The following is a 15,860-nucleotide window of genomic DNA, read 5'->3' as shown; positions in this document are numbered from 1 at the left end:
ACGGGGTGAAATTGGGTGAAAAAGCAAACCGAAGATGGAAGAAAACCTTTTAAATATAATGGCTTGATTGGTTTGTTTGGATAATATCGGACAAAAAACAACCGCTGGAAAGCGGTTTGTGGTGCCCGGAGCCGGAATCGAACCGGCACGACCTGTTTAGGGTCGACGGATTTTAAGTCCGTTGTGTCTACCTATTTCACCACCCGGGCGGCATCTTCGAATCGCAGTTGCATTAAAATCCGAAGACATAGAACTTGGAGGCGGGGGCACGGATTTTAACCGACCTGTATAAGGGTTGCAGCCCTTATCGCATAAACACTCTGCCACCCCGCCATGAAGGGTTTGATATTGGAGGCGGAAGTCGGAATCGAACCGGCGTACACGGCTTTGCAGGCCGCTGCATAACCACTCTGCCATTCCGCCTGAAAATTTACAAGCCGTTTAGGTGGCATAAACTGCTTGGTACTGTGGAGCGGGAAACGAGTCTCGAACTCGCGACCTCAACCTTGGCAAGGTTGCGCTCTACCAACTGAGCTATTCCCGCATCGGATTACATCTGCAATGAACTTTGGAGCGGGAAACGAGTCTCGAACTCGCGACCTCAACCTTGGCAAGGTTGCGCTCTACCAACTGAGCTATTCCCGCATCGGATTACATCTGCAATGAACTTTGGAGCGGGAAACGAGTCTCGAACTCGCGACCTCAACCTTGGCAAGGTTGCGCTCTACCAACTGAGCTATTCCCGCTTGGGGGTATTGCCACTGCTGGTTTGCAGTGGCAAAGAGAGCGTTATTATAGTGTGTGTGAAATCGGTGTCAATAGTTTTTTTAAAATTGTAGTGGATTAAATTTAAACCGATATGGAGTTTCTTCGTCTTTGTAGTTTCGTAAGCTGTTGAAGCAAAGATGGAGCATACTTACAGCTTCCTGAAGCCGAATGTGTGGTATTTAGTTTAATTTAACTCCCTATAATTATCGTGCCGGACTAAACTCTTTCCAAGCCATTTTGAGATAGTAGAACATCGACCAAATAGTAAGTATGGAAGCGGTAAACATCAAAATGTTGCCGATTAGTATTAAATTAAAGCCGTGAAAGTTTTCGAGGCCGATCAAAAGCAGCAGGATTGCGGCCATCTGGGCGGTGGTTTTGAGTTTGCCGATGGTAGCAACGGCCACGCTGCCGTGTTTACCCATTTGAGCCATCCACTCGCGTAGAGCAGATATGGTGATTTCGCGGCCGATGATGATCATGGCGAAAATTACGTAAGTTCGATTGAGGCTGACTAACAGCAACAAAGCCACGGCTACCATGAGTTTGTCAGCCACGGGATCGAGAAAAGCCCCAAAATCGGAGGTTTGCTTCCACAGGCGGGCGAGAAAGCCGTCAAACCAGTCAGTTACGGCGGCAGCGGCAAAAATTATGGCAGCTGCCCAGTTTACGGTCTGCGGGTTTACCCAGCCATCAGGCAGGTAGAAAATGGCAGTAAATGCCGGTATTAGCAATACACGCATCCATGTGAGCAAGATGGGGAGGTTCCATGGCATAGTAAGACTTTCTGTCGATTTTCAGACAGCCCAGGATTTTGGATAGGCCGTCTGAAAAAAGAGATATTTGGCAGAGTGGACTAGGGTTGGTGTGAGTGACGGATTATAACGAATTTAGGGGTAGTTTAGTGGGGAAACGTGCAGGTGGAATGATTTTGCTGATTATTTTTAACAAACTGTTGTATAGCTAGTCCACTGAATTTAAGTATAAGCAGGCGAGGGAGTGAAGCCGAGTGAGATAAATATACAAGAGTCTCTGAGCTAAATGGGATTCGACCAGATGGTGGAGGATGCTGTGGTATGGCGGATTTGAAATGTTGTTTCACGGTGTGAAACAAAACAAACGGGCAGATTGCCCGTTTTATTTTTAAAGGCCGCTTTTGAGGGATTCGATGGCGATGTCGATGAGTTTCTTTATGGTTTATTTTCGGCTTCGATTTTACCGCCGGGGTGGTGGATAGCGGCTTACTTTTTATTACTGCCGATACGGGCAAAGCCGTTATCGACTTGGGTGCTAATGCCGGAGGCGAGCCGACCGGAGAGTTGCAGGGTTTTGCCGCCATTGTCGGCGCCCCATCTTTGGCGGTTTTGGCCACGGCGAAAGTGGCGGTATGGGCATCATCAAGCATATCCTGCCAATCCCAAGACACATGATGGCCTTTCTGCTTCAGATAGGCCACGGCGGCTTCGGGCTGCATGCCGAAGACTTTGATGTCTTCGGGGTTCATCTGCCCATCTCCTGAGCCGCTTCAATCCTGCCGACCAGGCCCGATAAAAATATCAGCCTGGCCAGCTCGTTTTGCAGGGCTTTGTCGTCCATATCCGGATAGGCGGCGGTCAGACGGTCGATCAGCTTGTCGGTGTCGGCATCAGTGTTGCTGCGCGGCTCGCGGCCGATGATCCACGGCGCGCCGAATTTTTCGGCGAACTCCGCCCAGAATTTCAGGCCGCCGCGTTTGAACACGGTCGGCCAATACACACACGACAAATCGCCCGTGCCGTAGGGGTTGGTGTAGCCCGCATTGTGGGTGGGGCAGAGGAATTTATATTCCGGCACCGGTTCGCGCTTGTCGAAACCGCCGCCTGCCGTGAAATACAGACGGCCGTCTGAATCGAACGCAAACCACTCCTGCGGCTTGGCAATGATTTTTTCGGGCAGCCAGTAGTTGCCCGCCGCCCAAACCACCTCAACCGGCTGGTAGCCAAAGAGCGCGGCATCAAGGATGTTGTTGATGAGTTGGTAAAGGTCGATGCTGTTCATAAAACCGTCAATCAGACTTCTTAATGTTTCGGGCGGCACGCCTTCGTCTTCGAGCCGCCATTTCATACTGGTTACCGCCGCTTTGCGCCGGCGACAATGGCCGGCGACAATGGCATCGCCCGACAATTCGCGGTAGACGGCGATATTGCGGCCGAGCTTTTTTAATACCGTGTCGGGGTTGGGCAGCAGCCCGCCGAAACCGCCGGCACCGAAAAACCGGTGTATCACGGCAAGGTGGGCGGTGAGGTTTTCAGGCTTGGCGGCAACGGTGCCGGCAGCAGTTTTTAGTTTGAAATGGGGTTTGTTCATATCTTTATCCGTTAATCATGCGGAATTTTTCGTAGAGTTCCACCCAGTCTCCGACCGTTTCCCCAACACAGAACCGAATACCGTCGGGTATCGCTCTCTACGGACATTCATCCGACCACAACTTTTCAAAAACCATCAATAACGGCGTGCCGGTAATTAAATTGAGCAGGCTGAAAATTCTCATAAATGTAAAAATCAGCCCCACAACAAAGAAGCAGACGGCGGATACGACTAAATACGGCAAGCCTGCAGTAATTAAAAAGATGTTTTTCGGTTTCATTCAATATCCTCCCGTAAAGCGGCTGCTCCGCTTGGCTTTTCTGCTGCTGACACGCACCGGGCCGGTATTCAGTTCGCGGGCGGCATAATGCGCCAGCACAAAAGCAATGCCCGCGTCGCCGTGGCGTTTACGGCCGTCTGCGCCTTTGTTACGCACGGCGGGTATGCGCGGCACGCCGTTAACCAACTCAAACGCGCGCAGGTTATTCAAAATATCTCCGTCTTTCGGCAGGCCATCAAACGTGCCATCTTCCAATGCGGCCTTAAACGGCGCGGTATGCAGCCGGTACCAGTTTTCGGTGAGCATCACGGGCTCGATGATGTTTGCGCCGAACTTGTCCTGCATGGCTTTAGCCAGCGACTGGCCATTGCCGCGTGCGTCGAAATCGATGGCAGTTCCGTACTGAACTGTCCCCCAAGTCAGACACTATCTCCCAATATATTATGATATATGGTGCGGTTTTATGGAAAAGTATTCAAACGGATTCAAATTGGAAGTCATGAAATACCCTCTACAGGCATGGTAAAAACATACCACCAACGTTTTTTCTCTAAACCGCGCTGCCGTTCGCAAACTGGCATCGCGCTATTCTTCACGGGGAGGGCTGCATCAACCGGCAACCAGGTATCTCCGGCTGTCCTTCGGATTGTAACCATTTGAATCTCAAGTTTAACGCTATGGGTATGGTCAGAAATGAAGGGGTATCCCCAAAAGGGACGTGCCCCGCCCGACAACCGCTCGATACTGCACGGAAAGGCCATCTGAAAACAGTTGCCGGAAGGCAAAAGATTTTCAGGCGGCCTTTTCCTGCTTGCTGCACCGCCTTGACGATTTGAACCCCGGCCCGAAAGGCGGGAAACCTGTGAAGAAACCAAACCGGCCAAGGGATAGCCAGCTCGGCTGTCTTGCAACCGGAAAGGAGCTGGTGCAGGAACCGGCGTATCTGCGCGCAGAAACGGTCGTCTCAAAACAGCTCGATGCCTTAATCTGGGAAAACAAAGCGCGGCAGGGCGAAGCCGGACCGTCTCGGGATTCAGGCAGAGCTGTCCTTTGAAACGGCTGTTAGGGATTACCGAATTGCCGCGCGGTATGTTCTGCTGCCAACTGGTTTCTCAGTCAGCGGAAGACCAATATGCCGGTTTAAAACGGCATATCCCTGCGACTTGCCGGCAACACAAAGGATGGTACGGCTGCCGCAGAATAACAGTGGCAATCCGTCACACGAGGGCATTGTGGCCAATCACAAGAAAATCAGCCGTCTGAAGGCGGTGGCAGGCTGGGGCAGCAGCACGGTGGCTCAAATACTTCTTCTGTCGAGGAGGGGAAGGCTGCAGACGTACCGGGTAGAAGCTTCCATATCGGGCATCCCAACCGGAAACAGGTAAGGGATGTCACTGAGTTCAATATTGCAAAAGTCGGAATACTTCCATACGTGCAAATATGCTTCTACTGCCGAATTGGCAGCAGCTTTGCACGAATCTATCCGTTACTGCAATCATAATGGGATTAAGCTGAAATTAAAAGGATTGAGTCCTGTGCCATACAGGATTTGAAACCATGTTGCACCATGCGAAACAAAATAAAAGGAACTGACGTAGATTAGCCCTAAATTCCACACAAATCACACAGCGTTTTTAGCTGCTAGGATGGTGTGCCGAAGTTAAACCGAAATTCACATTCTTTCAAGAACAGTGGAAAGGATTTTCGGTCAATACCGTTATATTTGTGCAAAACGCGCTGCGCCTGATTCCAAAAATTTTCCATACCGTTGATATGGTTTTGGCAGTCGGCAAACGCTTTGGAATGGTTGATACGGTGGTGGGTAAAACCGCTTACATCCGGCTTGCCACAGCTGCTCAGGCCATCCGTATAAACGATACTGTCCGGCATAGTTTTCTTTTTGATTACAGGCACTAATGTCTCAAATTCAACATTGCCGGTTACAACCGTATCAACCTGATTGTGCCGTTTCAGAATGCCGAAAACAGCCGCTTTCCCTGCTGCACCGCGTCCGCATTTTCCTTTGCGATGACCGCCGAAACAGCTTTCATCCAGCCCGGCCGGAGCATTAAAAATTTCATCGGCAGCCGGTGTTAAATAACGGCTGATGACTTGGCGGATTTTGCGGTGAAGAATAGCGGAGCTAGACTGAATGCTCAAAATATCAGCAGCGAAACGGGTAGTAACTTGGAGTACAAAAAATTCAAGCAGTTTCTTTTGAACTCTCTTGCTTAAGTTGCAATTGGTTATCTGCATTTTCGTAGCTTGGCATAACTGCTAATCTACATCAGCCCTAAATAAAAAACGGTTTATCTCAAAAATCACGCCGATTTATCGCGAATAGTTGCAAATAGCCGTATTATTCAGCGCAAAACCTATCGCCTAGCCTGACTTGCTTTCGTCTAGTGGAATCCAAACTGTTTCACCGGTCAAATCCATCTGAGCCCACGTCAAATCTAAAACATTGCCTTGACGTAAATCCGTTGTTAAACCAAATATAACTGTATCCGCCATATTATTAGGAAGGCAGTACGGCAATCAGCTGGTTGGCATTATCAGTAACCACAGTACAAATCTTACCGTGCTGCTCTAGGATGCCGAAAATAGCCGCTTTACCTGCCGTCCATTGACCGTGCCCTTACACCTTGTGCCGAAAAAACTTTCATCCAACTCAACCGAACTGTCAAAAATCTCATTGGCAGCCGGAGTCAAATGATGGTTGGCGGCTTGACAGGCTTGACGATGGAGCAGGGCTGACGAATTAAGGGCATACCCAAAATCTCGACAATGGAACGGGCAGTTGCTTCCAGTACAAAAAGGAGCAGTTTCTTGTACTTTGTTATTTAATTTTCAGTGTGTTATCTATGTTTTTTAGGGTGTGGTTGATGATCTAGTATAGTTCCAAAATAAAAGTTGTTTACATAAAAAGTGCAAATAACTCAATATTTTCAAATATCTAAACAATATCCACACATACGATTTCACTATACAAATCTTTACCTGCTTTACTTAAGTGTGCGGGCTTAAAGGCGGCAAAGGTGTAAGTGATAAAAGGTGTAAGTGATATCGGCATGAAACGAGGCGCCATCTGCTTCACCTGTATCGCCGTTTAAAGCTGTGAGTATGTCTAGTATGTCTAATGCTACTTTCAGGCCGACTGAAAGATTGAACAGGCGTCAGATTCCGGCAATGAAAGCAGGTAAAGCCTGTGCCAAAAATGCCTTCGATAACCACATCGTAAGCTGCTTTCAGACGGCATTGATATTATAGTGCATGACTGGGAAAACTGCCGCAAAATGCCGGCAACAAAAAACTGGCATTACGCCGGAGATGTTTGTTTCGTGGTGCCCAGAAGAAGACTCGAACTTCCACGCCCGTAAGGACACTAGCACCTGAAGCTAGCGCGTCTACCAATTCCGCCACCTGGGCCAATCTGTTGTTAAAGCAAAATTATGATTTAAAACCTATGGTGCCCAGGAGAAGACTCGAACTTCCACACCCGTGAGGATACTAGCACCTGAAGCTAGCGCGTCTACCAATTCCGCCACCTGGGCTTTGCTTTAATCTTTGCTTTCGGTTAAAGTGCTGGCTGCAAAGAGATGAGCATTATATATTCAAATGAAAGATTGTCAATCATCAACATGAAGAAAAATACCAAGTTACTCAGTTTGCGTGAGCAAGACCCGTTTTTAGCGCGCGAACGCCAACGTTACGGACAACCGCTGCCCAGCCGTGAGTGGGTTATCGAATTGTTGGAAAGGGAAGGCGTTCCGCTGAAAATGGCTGCATTGGCAGAAAAGCTGTCGGTTAGCGGCGAAGAATATGATTTTTTCGAGCGCCGTATCAAGGCAATGGCGCGAGACGGCCAGGTGCTGATTAACCGTCGTGGGGCGGTGTGTGCGGCCGACAAACTGGCGCTGGTGAAATGCCGTGTTGAAGCGCACAAAGACGGATTCGGCTTCGCCGTGCCGCTGACTCCCGATAAAAAAGGTGATTTTGTGCTTTATGAACGGAAGATGCGCGGGTTGATGCACGGGGATATCGTTACTGTACGCCCTGCCGGCACGGACCGCAGAGGGCGGCGGGAAGGGCAGGTGCTGGATATTGTTGAGCGTGCCCAAAAGCAGGTGGTGGGTCGTTTTTATGTGGATCGCGGCATCGCTATTTTAGAGCCGGAAGACCGCCGTTTAACCCAAAGCATCGTGCTTGAGCCTGAGGGTTTGGCTGAAATGAAGCCCGAATCAGGGCAGGTGGTGGTGGCCGAAATCGAAAGCTATCCTGACGGCCACCGCCCGGCTGTCGCCAAATTAATCGAGGTGTTGGGAGATTATGCCGACAGCGGTATGGAAATCGAAATCGCTGTGCGCAAACACCAACTGCCGCATATTTTCAGCAAGGCCTGCCAACAGGCGGCTGCTGAAATTCCCAACCGCGTCCTCCCGCAGGATACCGAAGGCCGCGTTGATTTGCGCAGCCTGCCGCTGGTAACGATAGACGGTGAAACCGCACGCGATTTTGATGACGCGGTATATGCTGAAAAACAGGGCCGAAATTTCCGCTTGGTGGTGGCGGTTGCCGATGTGGGTCATTATGTGCGCCCCGATGATGCCATCGACAAAGATGCGCTTGAGCGCGCTACCAGCGTATATTTTCCGCGCCGCGTGATTCCCATGCTGCCTGAAAACCTCTCCAACGGCATTTGTTCGCTCAACCCCGGTGTGGAGCGTTTGTGTATGGTGTGCGATATGGTGGTAACGTATGCCGGCAATATCAAAGAATACCGGTTTTACCCCGCTGTGATGAAATCACACGCCCGCCTCACCTATAACCAGGTGTGGAATTGGATAGAACAGGGCGGCGATTATCCCCACAAAGCGCAAATCGACACTTTATACAAGCTGTTTAAGATTTTGCAGAAAAAACGCCACCAGCGCGGAGCAGTCGAATTTGAGAGTATCGAAACACAGATGATTTTCAACGATAACGGCAAAATCAAACGCATTGTGCCGGTTGTCCGCAACGATGCCCACAAACTGATTGAAGAATGTATGCTGGCGGCCAATGTGTGTGCGGCAGAGTTTTTATTGAAAAACAAACACCCTTCGCTGTTTCGCAACCATTTGGGCCCCACACCAGAAAAACTCACCGCCCTGCGCGAACAACTTGGCCTGCTCGGCCTGCATTTGGGCGGCGGCGACAACCCTGCCCCCAAAGACTATGCCAAACTGGCCGAACAATTCAAAAACCGCCCCGATGCCGAACTGCTGCAAGTGATGATGTTGCGCTCGATGCAGCAGGCCGTTTATGAGCCGGACAACCACGGCCACTTCGGCTTGGCATACGAAGCTTACACCCATTTCACCTCGCCCATCCGCCGTTATCCCGATTTAACCGTCCACCGTGCCATCAAGGCCGTGTTGAAGCAGGAAAAATATAAGCCCGAATCATGGCAGGCGTTGGGCGTGCACACATCGTTTTGCGAGCGGCGCGCCGATGATGCAGGCCGAGATGTGGAAAACTGGCTGAAAACCTACTATATGCGCGACAAAGTGGGCGAAGTGTTTGAAGGCCGCATTTCCGGCATGGCCAATTTCGGTATTTTTGTTACGCTTGAAGGCGTCCATATCGAAGGCATGGTGCACATCAGCGATTTGGGCGAAGACTATTTCAATTTCCGCCCCGAAATCATGGCTATGGAGGGCGAACGCAGCGGAGTGCGCTTCAACATGGGCAGCCGCGTAACCGTTAAGGTGGCGCGTGCCGATTTGGATACCAGCAAAATCGATCTTGCGCTGATCAGCGGCGGCGAAGTGCCGAAAAAGCGCGGCAGAAAAACTGCCGTTCAGACGGCCTCCGACAAGAAAACCACAAAAAGCCGAAGCAAAGCTGCACCCGTTAATAAGTCTGAAACTCAGCCTAAATCAGAAAAAAAGGCACAAACCGCCGTCAAAAACACCCGTAGAAAAAAGGCTGCCGCCACAAAAGGCAGCAAAGTTACAGCCAAACGCAGCAAAAATAAGGCTTAGATTGATACGTTGCTGCGGCAGAGAATCAAGCCATGGTGAACCCGCTTTGTTTCTGCTGCGGTGTTGCTGTGCTTTAGCTCAAAGAGAACGGCGTTGCCAGCCTCCCAAGCGGCAGAGCCGGTTTCATAGTGCCCGTGCTGCTTGGGACTACTGTGGGGCTGTCGGCCTTGTTCCGGCAATTCAGCTCAAAAGAGTGGTTTTAAGCTGCTTTGGAGATGCCGGAATCGGCTTCATGCCGTAACGTCCGCAGCTTGCCGCCTGATATCGAAAACGTGTTTGCCCGCGATAACAACCCGCTTTGAAACCGCAATATTGCCCCGCTTGGCTTTATCGCACTGTTTCTTTCCGCTGCCTTCCATTTCTTTGCAGATTGGCGATATACCGGCTTGGCAAAATTTTAAGGCCGTCTGAAAAGCCGGCGGTGTCAAACCGAATCTTTCAGACGGCCTGTTGCCGGCAAACCTGCTTGTTCCGGCTTGTCTCCGTTATCTCAGCGGAAAAAATCGCCCATGCCTGCGGGCAGCCCCTGTGTAAATACCCCCATGGTTTTGTTGGTGGTTTCCTCGGCTTTGTTTCCTGCATCGTTGATGGCGGCCAAAATCAAGTCTTCCAGCATTTCTTTATCATCGGCAGCTTCCTGAATCAAATCCTGGCTGATGTCGATTTTGCGCACAACGTGGCTGCAAGTCATCACCACTTTCACCAAACCGTTGCCGGCCTCGCCGCTTACTTCGGTTTCGGCCAGTTTGGCCTGTGCTTTTTTCATGTTTTCCTGCATCTGTTGGGCCTGCTTCATCAGGCCGCCCAATCCGGCTTTTCCAAACATAGTGTGTACTCCTTAATATCAATGTGTATAAATGTAGATGGTTAATCAAATGGTTGATAAATTTTCTGCCGGTATTCAGGCCGTTGCGCCAATACGGCCGCTACAGGCAAAAGTTTAATCTCCTCCGGCGGCATCGGGATTATGCGGGAGCCGGACAAAATGGGTGCTACCCAAATCTAAACCTTAGCCCCAGCGCTAAATCACAGCACAATATTTTGATTTAAAATAAAAAGTTTAGCAATCAGCATAGCAATGCCCGCTACGCTGTTCCATCGGACTGCAAACCGACTTTCGCCAACGCACGCAGGCAAACGGGGCGCCGCCCCAGTTTCAGACGGCCTTTATCACGGCTGCTTCAGCTCTAAAGTTTCCGGCAGCCACTGCGCCTCGAAAAACTGCAAAATCTGCTTTGCGGCGGGGTCGGCCTCAAGCAGTTGCTGCGCCTGCCGGCGGCCTTCGATTTGCAGGCGGGCGCGCTGCATTTCAGGCGTTTCCCAGCCCGCATCACCGCGCCAGGCTTCGGTTTGCAGCTTCAAGGTCAAACCGTAGGCTGCGGCCAGCGTGTTTTGGATTTTGTCCAACCGTTCTTTGTTGGTGGTGGCGCGGGCTTCGTGGCTGAGGGCGAACACCAGCAGGCCGCTTTCGGCATCATAGCGGGTAAGGGCGGCGTTTTGGGCGATCATTTGCGCGGCACCGAGTTTGACGGCCAGATGCTTGGCGATTTGCGGCCAGTTTTCGGGCGTCAGATCGGGAAGCGGGGCAAGAGCGGCTTTGTTTTGCGCATCGCGGTTTTCAAGTGTTGCGCTGCCTTCTCTCTCCGCAGCTTCTTCGGCTTGTTTGGTTTCTGCGCCGAATATATCGTCTATGGGCAAATCGGCAGGCGGCAGGTGATGTCCGCCGTCTTCGGGAAAATACGGCAGTTCGTCAGGATAGTCTGCGCCGTTATCGTCAAAACGGTGTTCCAAACCGCTTTCTGCGGCAGAGGCCGTCTGAAAAACGTTGGCCGCACCAACGGCTTCTGCTTCTTCGGTAACAGCGGGGGCAGTTGCGGTTTTGCATTCCGGTTGCGGTAATGCTTCGGCCTGTGCAGAAGCTGCCGGCTGCTGTCCGGCTGCCGGCGGTAAGGTATCTTGGGATGGGGACGATATATCGGCAGCGGACATTGCTAAACCGTGTGCGGCCGTCTGAACGGCGGCGGTAACGGTTGCGGGCGGTTTGGACAATCCGGAGGATTCTGCCGTTTCGGTTTGCGCCACTATGGTTTCCTGCCACGGCGGGGTGTCGTCTGCGGGATTGCCGCTGCTGTTTTCAGGCGGATTGCCGGCAGGCGGTGCGGCCGTCTGAACAGTGTTGGAAACGGTATCGGCGGCGGCATTGGAAACTGGGGTTTCAGACGGCCTCTCCGGCGGAATCAGGGGCTTTTTTGCGGCAGGCTCTGCATGTGCGGGATTGCGCAGCTGCGTGCCTTCGATGATGCTGTCGGCACCGTGGGCTCGGGCGGCCATCGGGGCGAAGGCGAGCATACGCAACAGCGTCATCACAAAGCCTGCGTATTCATCGGGTGCAAGGCTTAAATCGTGTTTGCCGTGAATGGCGCATTGGTAATAAAGCTGAATCTGTTCGCCGCTGAGTTGTTGCGACAGGTGCAGCAGGGTTTTGCACTCGGGGTCTTCGGCAACGGCGGCGGGCACGGTTTGCACCAGTGCCAGCCGTTGCAGCAGCAGGGCCAGTTCGCTTAAGGCGTTGTCGAAACCGATGGCGCGCGCGGCCATTTCCTGCGCTTTCTGCAACAAGGCTCCGCCGTTTTGATTGACGATGCCTTGCAGCAATTCGTAAAGATAGCGTTTGTCTACCGCGCCTATCATTTGGCGCACATCGTGCTCGGTTACACTGCCTGATCCCATGGCAATCGCTTGGTCGAGCAGGCTCAGTGCATCACGCATCGAGCCGGCGGCTGCGCGCCCCAGCAGTTGCAGGGCGGCCGCTTCGTAAGCAATCTGCTCCACCGTGAGCACATGCGCCAAATGGTCGGCCACCTGCCGGGCGGTCATGTTGCGCAAAACGAATTGCAGGCAGCGGCTCAACACGGTAACCGGCACTTTGTGCGGATCGGTGGTGGCGAGGATGAACTTCACATGCTCGGGCGGCTCTTCCAGTGTTTTGAGCATGGCGTTGAACGCGCTTTTCGAGAGCATGTGCACTTCATCGATAATATAGACTTTGTATTTGCCGGCGGTGGGCGCGTATTGGGCGTTTTCGAGCACTTCGCGGATGTTGTCGATGCCGGTGTTGGAGGCGGCATCGATTTCCAGCAGATCGACATAGCGCCCCGCGTCAATCTGCGTGCAGCTTCGGCACACACCGCAAGGCTCGCCGTGACTGGGTGTTTCACAGTTGAGGCTTTTGGCAAGAATGCGGGCAATGGTGGTTTTGCCCACTCCGCGCGTGCCGGTGAGCAGGTAGGCGTGGTGCAGACGGCCTTCATCCAGCGCGTTGCGCAGAGCTTTGACAACATGCTCCTGCCCGACCAAATCGGCAAAAGTTTTAGGCCGCCACTTGCGGGCGAGAACTTGATAGGCCATAAATGATTGCTTTACAAACGATAATTTCCACTCACGCCGTTGGCGATGTCGCGCACGGCGGTTACATACATACGGCTGTGGTTATATTGCCAAACGGTGTAGAAGTTGTTTAAACCGATATAGTATTCATACACGCCCGGGGCGGTTTCGAGACGGTAGAGTATGGCTTTTTCATTGTCGTCCACCACCTGCTGCGGCATCACGCCCAAGCGTTTCAAATCGCCCACGGTTCGGGTGGGCGCGGTTTTTTCATCGATGATGTTTTGCAGCTCCTGTGTGATGGTGAGCGTGGCCGGCACCACCATTTTGCCGCCGCTCTGCCAGCCGTGTGCTTTCAGATAGTTGGCCACCGATGCTGCCACATCACCAATATTGTTCCAAATATCGCGGCGGCCGTCTCCATCGTAATCAACCGCATATTTGCGGAAGCTCGAAGGCATAAACTGCGGCATTCCCATCGCGCCGGCATAGCTGCCTTTGAAGCCGAACACATCGCGCTTTTCTTCCCGGGCCATCAGCAGCAGCTCGTGCAGCTCCTGCTGGAAAAACTCCGCACGGCGGGGATAATCGAATGCCAGTGTGCTCAGCGAATCGGCCAGGCGGAAGCTGCCCATATTGGTGCCGTAATTGGTTTCGATGCCGATAATGGCGACAATGATTTCGGCAGGCACGCCGTAGCCTTTTGCTGCGGCATCTATGGTTTCACGGTGTTGGGTATAGAAACGCCTGCCTCCTGCGATTCTGGCTGCTCCTGCATTGGCCGCGCGGAATTCATACCACGGGCGTGATGTGCCGGGGCGGTTCATAATATTGATAATATTGCCTTTGTATTCCACATTGTTAAAAAAACTCTGCAATTCACCGGCCGAGAACCTGCCGCCTGCGGCTTCGTGGGCGATAAATTTCTGTACATTGGCATTGGCGTTGAAACCGCCCACTGCTACCGAGCCGGCAGCATGGTCAAACACCGGGCGTTTGCCGGCGGGCGGCACCGGCGTTTCCTGTGAGGTGCCGGCGCGGCCGTTTTGAATGTCGCTGCTGCACGAAGCTGCCAGCAATACGGCAAGTGCGCTCCACAATATTCTTTTCATGAATAATCCGTTTTCAATATAGTTAGAATGCGGCGCATAGTGTATCAGACAAACCGGGTTTCCACACATTTATCAAGGCAGATTCAAATACGCATAAGCAAATGCGGTGCGGGCGGCCCGTGTATCGCAGCTTGTGCAGACACCGCAGCCGAACCGGGGTGTTTCAGCAATGCCGAAAACCTGTGTCGGAAGGGCAGCCCAAGGTGTGCCGCCGCCCCACACTATAGGAGGCTGCCAAGCTGCCGGCTTGCCGTAAAAGCTACTGCGCCGCCCAAATAGCCGACAGCAAACCTGCGGACCCGGCAAACTGCATACCTGCCTCATGGGTTTGCTTTTACAATTTGCCTTTAGGATGTTACGCATTAGAGTGGATACAGAGTTTCAATACAGGCAACAGGCATTGTCTCTGCGAAAACAGCTTTGCAGGAAAGTAAGCAGATGATTTTTTCAGACGGCCTGCAGATCTCAATACAGCCAATGCAGTCTTCTGCAAAAAACTTTGTTTCAAAAGAATTTTCAAAATAAAAGCCAAGCCTCCGCCTTGTTTACCGGGCCGTCTGAAACGTAAGCAGTCTGAAATTTGCAAAAACGTAAGGCGTAGACAACATTGGTTTTTTATACTTGCAACCGTTATCCCAAATCCGGCTTTACGGTGTCTGTAACAGGCTGTACTGTATTTCCGGGGTTGTTATTAGATGTTTAAACTGCCACAGCCATATCGACCAATAGCTTTTGCAAACAGCCAATACCCGCTTAGGCGGAACAACGGGGGAAATTACTGATTTTTGCTTGATTAAAGAACAAGCGTTTGTATCGCCGCTGTCTATATAGAATATGATGTTGGTAGGTTCTGAGGGAGAAGATGAAAGATGAAACCCATTCGGCCGTTTCTTCGATTTATAGCGATAGCCGTGTGAAAATCTGTTTCATCACAACAAGCCTGATGTTGCAATGGTAAACAGCACATAACCAAAAAAGCTGAAATCCTATTTGCCGTTTGACAGGGAAAAACCGGTTTGTTCTCTAGTGTTATAAACAAACGGCATGAGTAGAACGGTATTATTCTGACGGGTAATTTAGCGTCCAGCCAGCGGATGGGAATTTCGCCAACAATACAACGTCGGATGCGGTCCCGTCATATTTCTCGGATAAGCGTTGTAAAGTTACCGATTGAAAGATAAAAAGAAGATAGATATGGTGCCTGGATGAAAACTTCGTAGGGCTCAAAATTCAATTGTTCGTTACGATTTCAAAGCGGTCGATTTTCGACTGCTGCTGATAGTGATAGCACAATACATAGTGAGTAACGTTTTATAGGACAAGACACTATCTTTAGCCATATTCTGTATCATGTTTTCGGTAGCCTATCTGCGAGCAGTACACCTCTTTCTAAGACGCAGTAGAAGCCGTAGAATCAGACCAACCCTATTCCAATGCAAAGCGCATCCGAGGTAAACGCGGGTGCAAAGCGAGTTCTAAAACCATCGTTTCCGACATCCTCAAACGAGGCGGAAAGGTTTTGTACCGAAGTTGTTCCCAATACTTCCAAAGCAACGCTGCAAAAGGTTATCGGAGGCCGTATCACAGTCGAGAGCATGACCAATACCGATGGCCAGCGGAGCGCCGAAATGGGTTTTGCAAAGCATTTCAGCGTGCATCACGGCGACAATGGGTTTGCCCGAGGTATGCAACATATCAACGGTATCGAATTCTTTTGGCGCTATGCCAAACATCGCTTGGCACGATTTAACGGGGTGCCGGAGCATAACCTTTGGGGGCTGTCCTAGATAACTAGAACAAATCCTGCTTTACTGATTGTTTTAAAATAGAAATTTGAAATTTTATCTCACTGTTGTTAAAACGCCATTCACACTCTTTCAAATACAGTTCAAAATGCTCTTTGGGAATGCCGTTAAACTTGCGTAAATGGCGTTTTGCTTG

At 51.2% G+C, this 15,860-nt stretch carries 9 protein-coding genes, 8 tRNA genes and 4 pseudogenes; 3 read left to right on the top strand and 18 right to left on the bottom strand.

Annotated features, from left to right (window positions below; genetic code table 11):
* Positions 1 to 119 precede the first annotated feature (119 nt).
* The 11 genes and pseudogenes from IR141_RS10405 to IR141_RS10355 form a co-directional block, all read right to left on the bottom strand.
* Positions 120 to 209, bottom strand: a tRNA-Leu gene (locus IR141_RS10405).
* A 46-nt stretch (positions 210 to 255) separates the two neighbouring features.
* A tRNA-Cys gene (locus IR141_RS10400) sits at positions 256 to 333 on the bottom strand.
* A 16-nt stretch (positions 334 to 349) separates the two neighbouring features.
* Positions 350 to 423, bottom strand: a tRNA-Cys gene (locus IR141_RS10395).
* 45 nt (positions 424 to 468) lie between these two features.
* Positions 469 to 544: transfer RNA gene (locus tag IR141_RS10390), tRNA-Gly, on the bottom strand.
* A gap of 25 nt (positions 545 to 569) precedes the next feature.
* Positions 570 to 645 (bottom strand) — tRNA-Gly (locus IR141_RS10385).
* 25 nt (positions 646 to 670) lie between these two features.
* Positions 671 to 746, bottom strand: a tRNA-Gly gene (locus IR141_RS10380).
* A 225-nt stretch (positions 747 to 971) separates the two neighbouring features.
* A complete protein-coding gene (gene pgsA / locus IR141_RS10375) occupies positions 972 to 1,544 on the bottom strand; it encodes a CDP-diacylglycerol--glycerol-3-phosphate 3-phosphatidyltransferase (protein ID WP_135036907.1) in 573 nt (190 codons plus the stop codon).
* A 578-nt stretch (positions 1,545 to 2,122) separates the two neighbouring features.
* Positions 2,123 to 2,272, bottom strand: a pseudogene (locus IR141_RS10370) (phage head morphogenesis protein); the annotation flags it as partial.
* Positions 2,269 to 3,114, bottom strand: coding sequence for a DUF935 family protein (locus IR141_RS10365; RefSeq protein WP_228068226.1), 846 nt, complete (start codon positions 3,112 to 3,114; stop codon positions 2,269 to 2,271). The pseudogene IR141_RS10370 and the gene IR141_RS10365, both read right to left, overlap by 4 nt.
* A gap of 97 nt (positions 3,115 to 3,211) precedes the next feature.
* Positions 3,212 to 3,394 (bottom strand): hypothetical protein, encoded by a 183-nt coding sequence (locus IR141_RS10360; protein WP_135036904.1) that lies wholly within the window; start codon positions 3,392 to 3,394, stop codon positions 3,212 to 3,214.
* Positions 3,395 to 3,739, bottom strand: coding sequence for a hypothetical protein (locus IR141_RS10355; protein ID WP_228068225.1), 345 nt, complete (start codon positions 3,737 to 3,739; stop codon positions 3,395 to 3,397).
* A gap of 1,067 nt (positions 3,740 to 4,806) precedes the next feature.
* Here IR141_RS10355 and IR141_RS10350 point away from each other — a divergent pair.
* Positions 4,807 to 4,947: pseudogene (locus IR141_RS10350) on the top strand (IS3 family transposase); the annotation flags it as partial.
* An 88-nt stretch (positions 4,948 to 5,035) separates the two neighbouring features.
* Here the strand turns inward: IR141_RS10350 and IR141_RS10345 are convergent.
* From IR141_RS10345 to IR141_RS10335, 3 genes are all read right to left on the bottom strand, one after another.
* Positions 5,036 to 5,650 carry an IS1595 family transposase gene (locus IR141_RS10345; protein ID WP_135036898.1) on the bottom strand — a complete coding sequence of 205 codons (615 nt, stop codon included), beginning with the start codon at positions 5,648 to 5,650 and terminating at the stop codon, positions 5,036 to 5,038.
* Positions 5,651 to 6,736: 1,086 nt separating this feature from the next.
* Positions 6,737 to 6,823: transfer RNA gene (locus IR141_RS10340), tRNA-Leu, on the bottom strand.
* Between the two features lie 38 nt (positions 6,824 to 6,861).
* Positions 6,862 to 6,948 (bottom strand) — tRNA-Leu (locus IR141_RS10335).
* A gap of 87 nt (positions 6,949 to 7,035) precedes the next feature.
* Between IR141_RS10335 and rnr the strand changes: the two genes are divergently transcribed.
* Positions 7,036 to 9,420 (top strand): ribonuclease R, encoded by a 2,385-nt coding sequence (gene rnr / locus IR141_RS10330; RefSeq protein WP_135036895.1) that lies wholly within the window; start codon positions 7,036 to 7,038, stop codon positions 9,418 to 9,420.
* A gap of 490 nt (positions 9,421 to 9,910) precedes the next feature.
* Here the strand turns inward: rnr and IR141_RS10325 are convergent, their stop codons facing one another.
* From IR141_RS10325 to mltB, 3 genes are all read right to left on the bottom strand, one after another.
* Positions 9,911 to 10,246 carry a YbaB/EbfC family nucleoid-associated protein gene (locus tag IR141_RS10325; protein WP_135036891.1) on the bottom strand — a complete coding sequence of 112 codons (336 nt, stop codon included), beginning with the start codon at positions 10,244 to 10,246 and terminating at the stop codon, positions 9,911 to 9,913.
* Positions 10,247 to 10,590: 344 nt separating this feature from the next.
* On the bottom strand, positions 10,591 to 12,828 hold the full coding sequence (gene dnaX / locus IR141_RS10320) for a DNA polymerase III subunit gamma/tau (protein WP_135036888.1): 2,238 nt from the start codon (positions 12,826 to 12,828) through the stop codon (positions 10,591 to 10,593).
* 11 nt (positions 12,829 to 12,839) lie between these two features.
* Entirely contained in the window at positions 12,840 to 13,919 is a 1,080-nt protein-coding gene (mltB, locus tag IR141_RS10315) for a lytic murein transglycosylase B (RefSeq protein ID WP_135036885.1), read from the bottom strand.
* Positions 13,920 to 15,327: 1,408 nt separating this feature from the next.
* On the opposite strand from mltB, the pseudogene IR141_RS10310 reads away from it, so the two are divergent.
* A pseudogene (locus IR141_RS10310) lies at positions 15,328 to 15,682 on the top strand (transposase); the annotation flags it as partial.
* Positions 15,683 to 15,710: 28 nt separating this feature from the next.
* Here the strand turns inward: IR141_RS10310 and IR141_RS10305 are convergent.
* Positions 15,711 to 15,860: pseudogene (locus IR141_RS10305) on the bottom strand (IS1595 family transposase); the annotation flags it as partial.

This window comes from Neisseria sp. 19428wB4_WF04 (assembly GCF_015235335.1).
Lineage (GTDB): Bacteria > Pseudomonadota > Gammaproteobacteria > Burkholderiales > Neisseriaceae > Neisseria > Neisseria musculi.
Note: the sequence above shows the minus strand (reverse complement) of the source record. Positions and strands in the feature narration are given on the sequence as shown.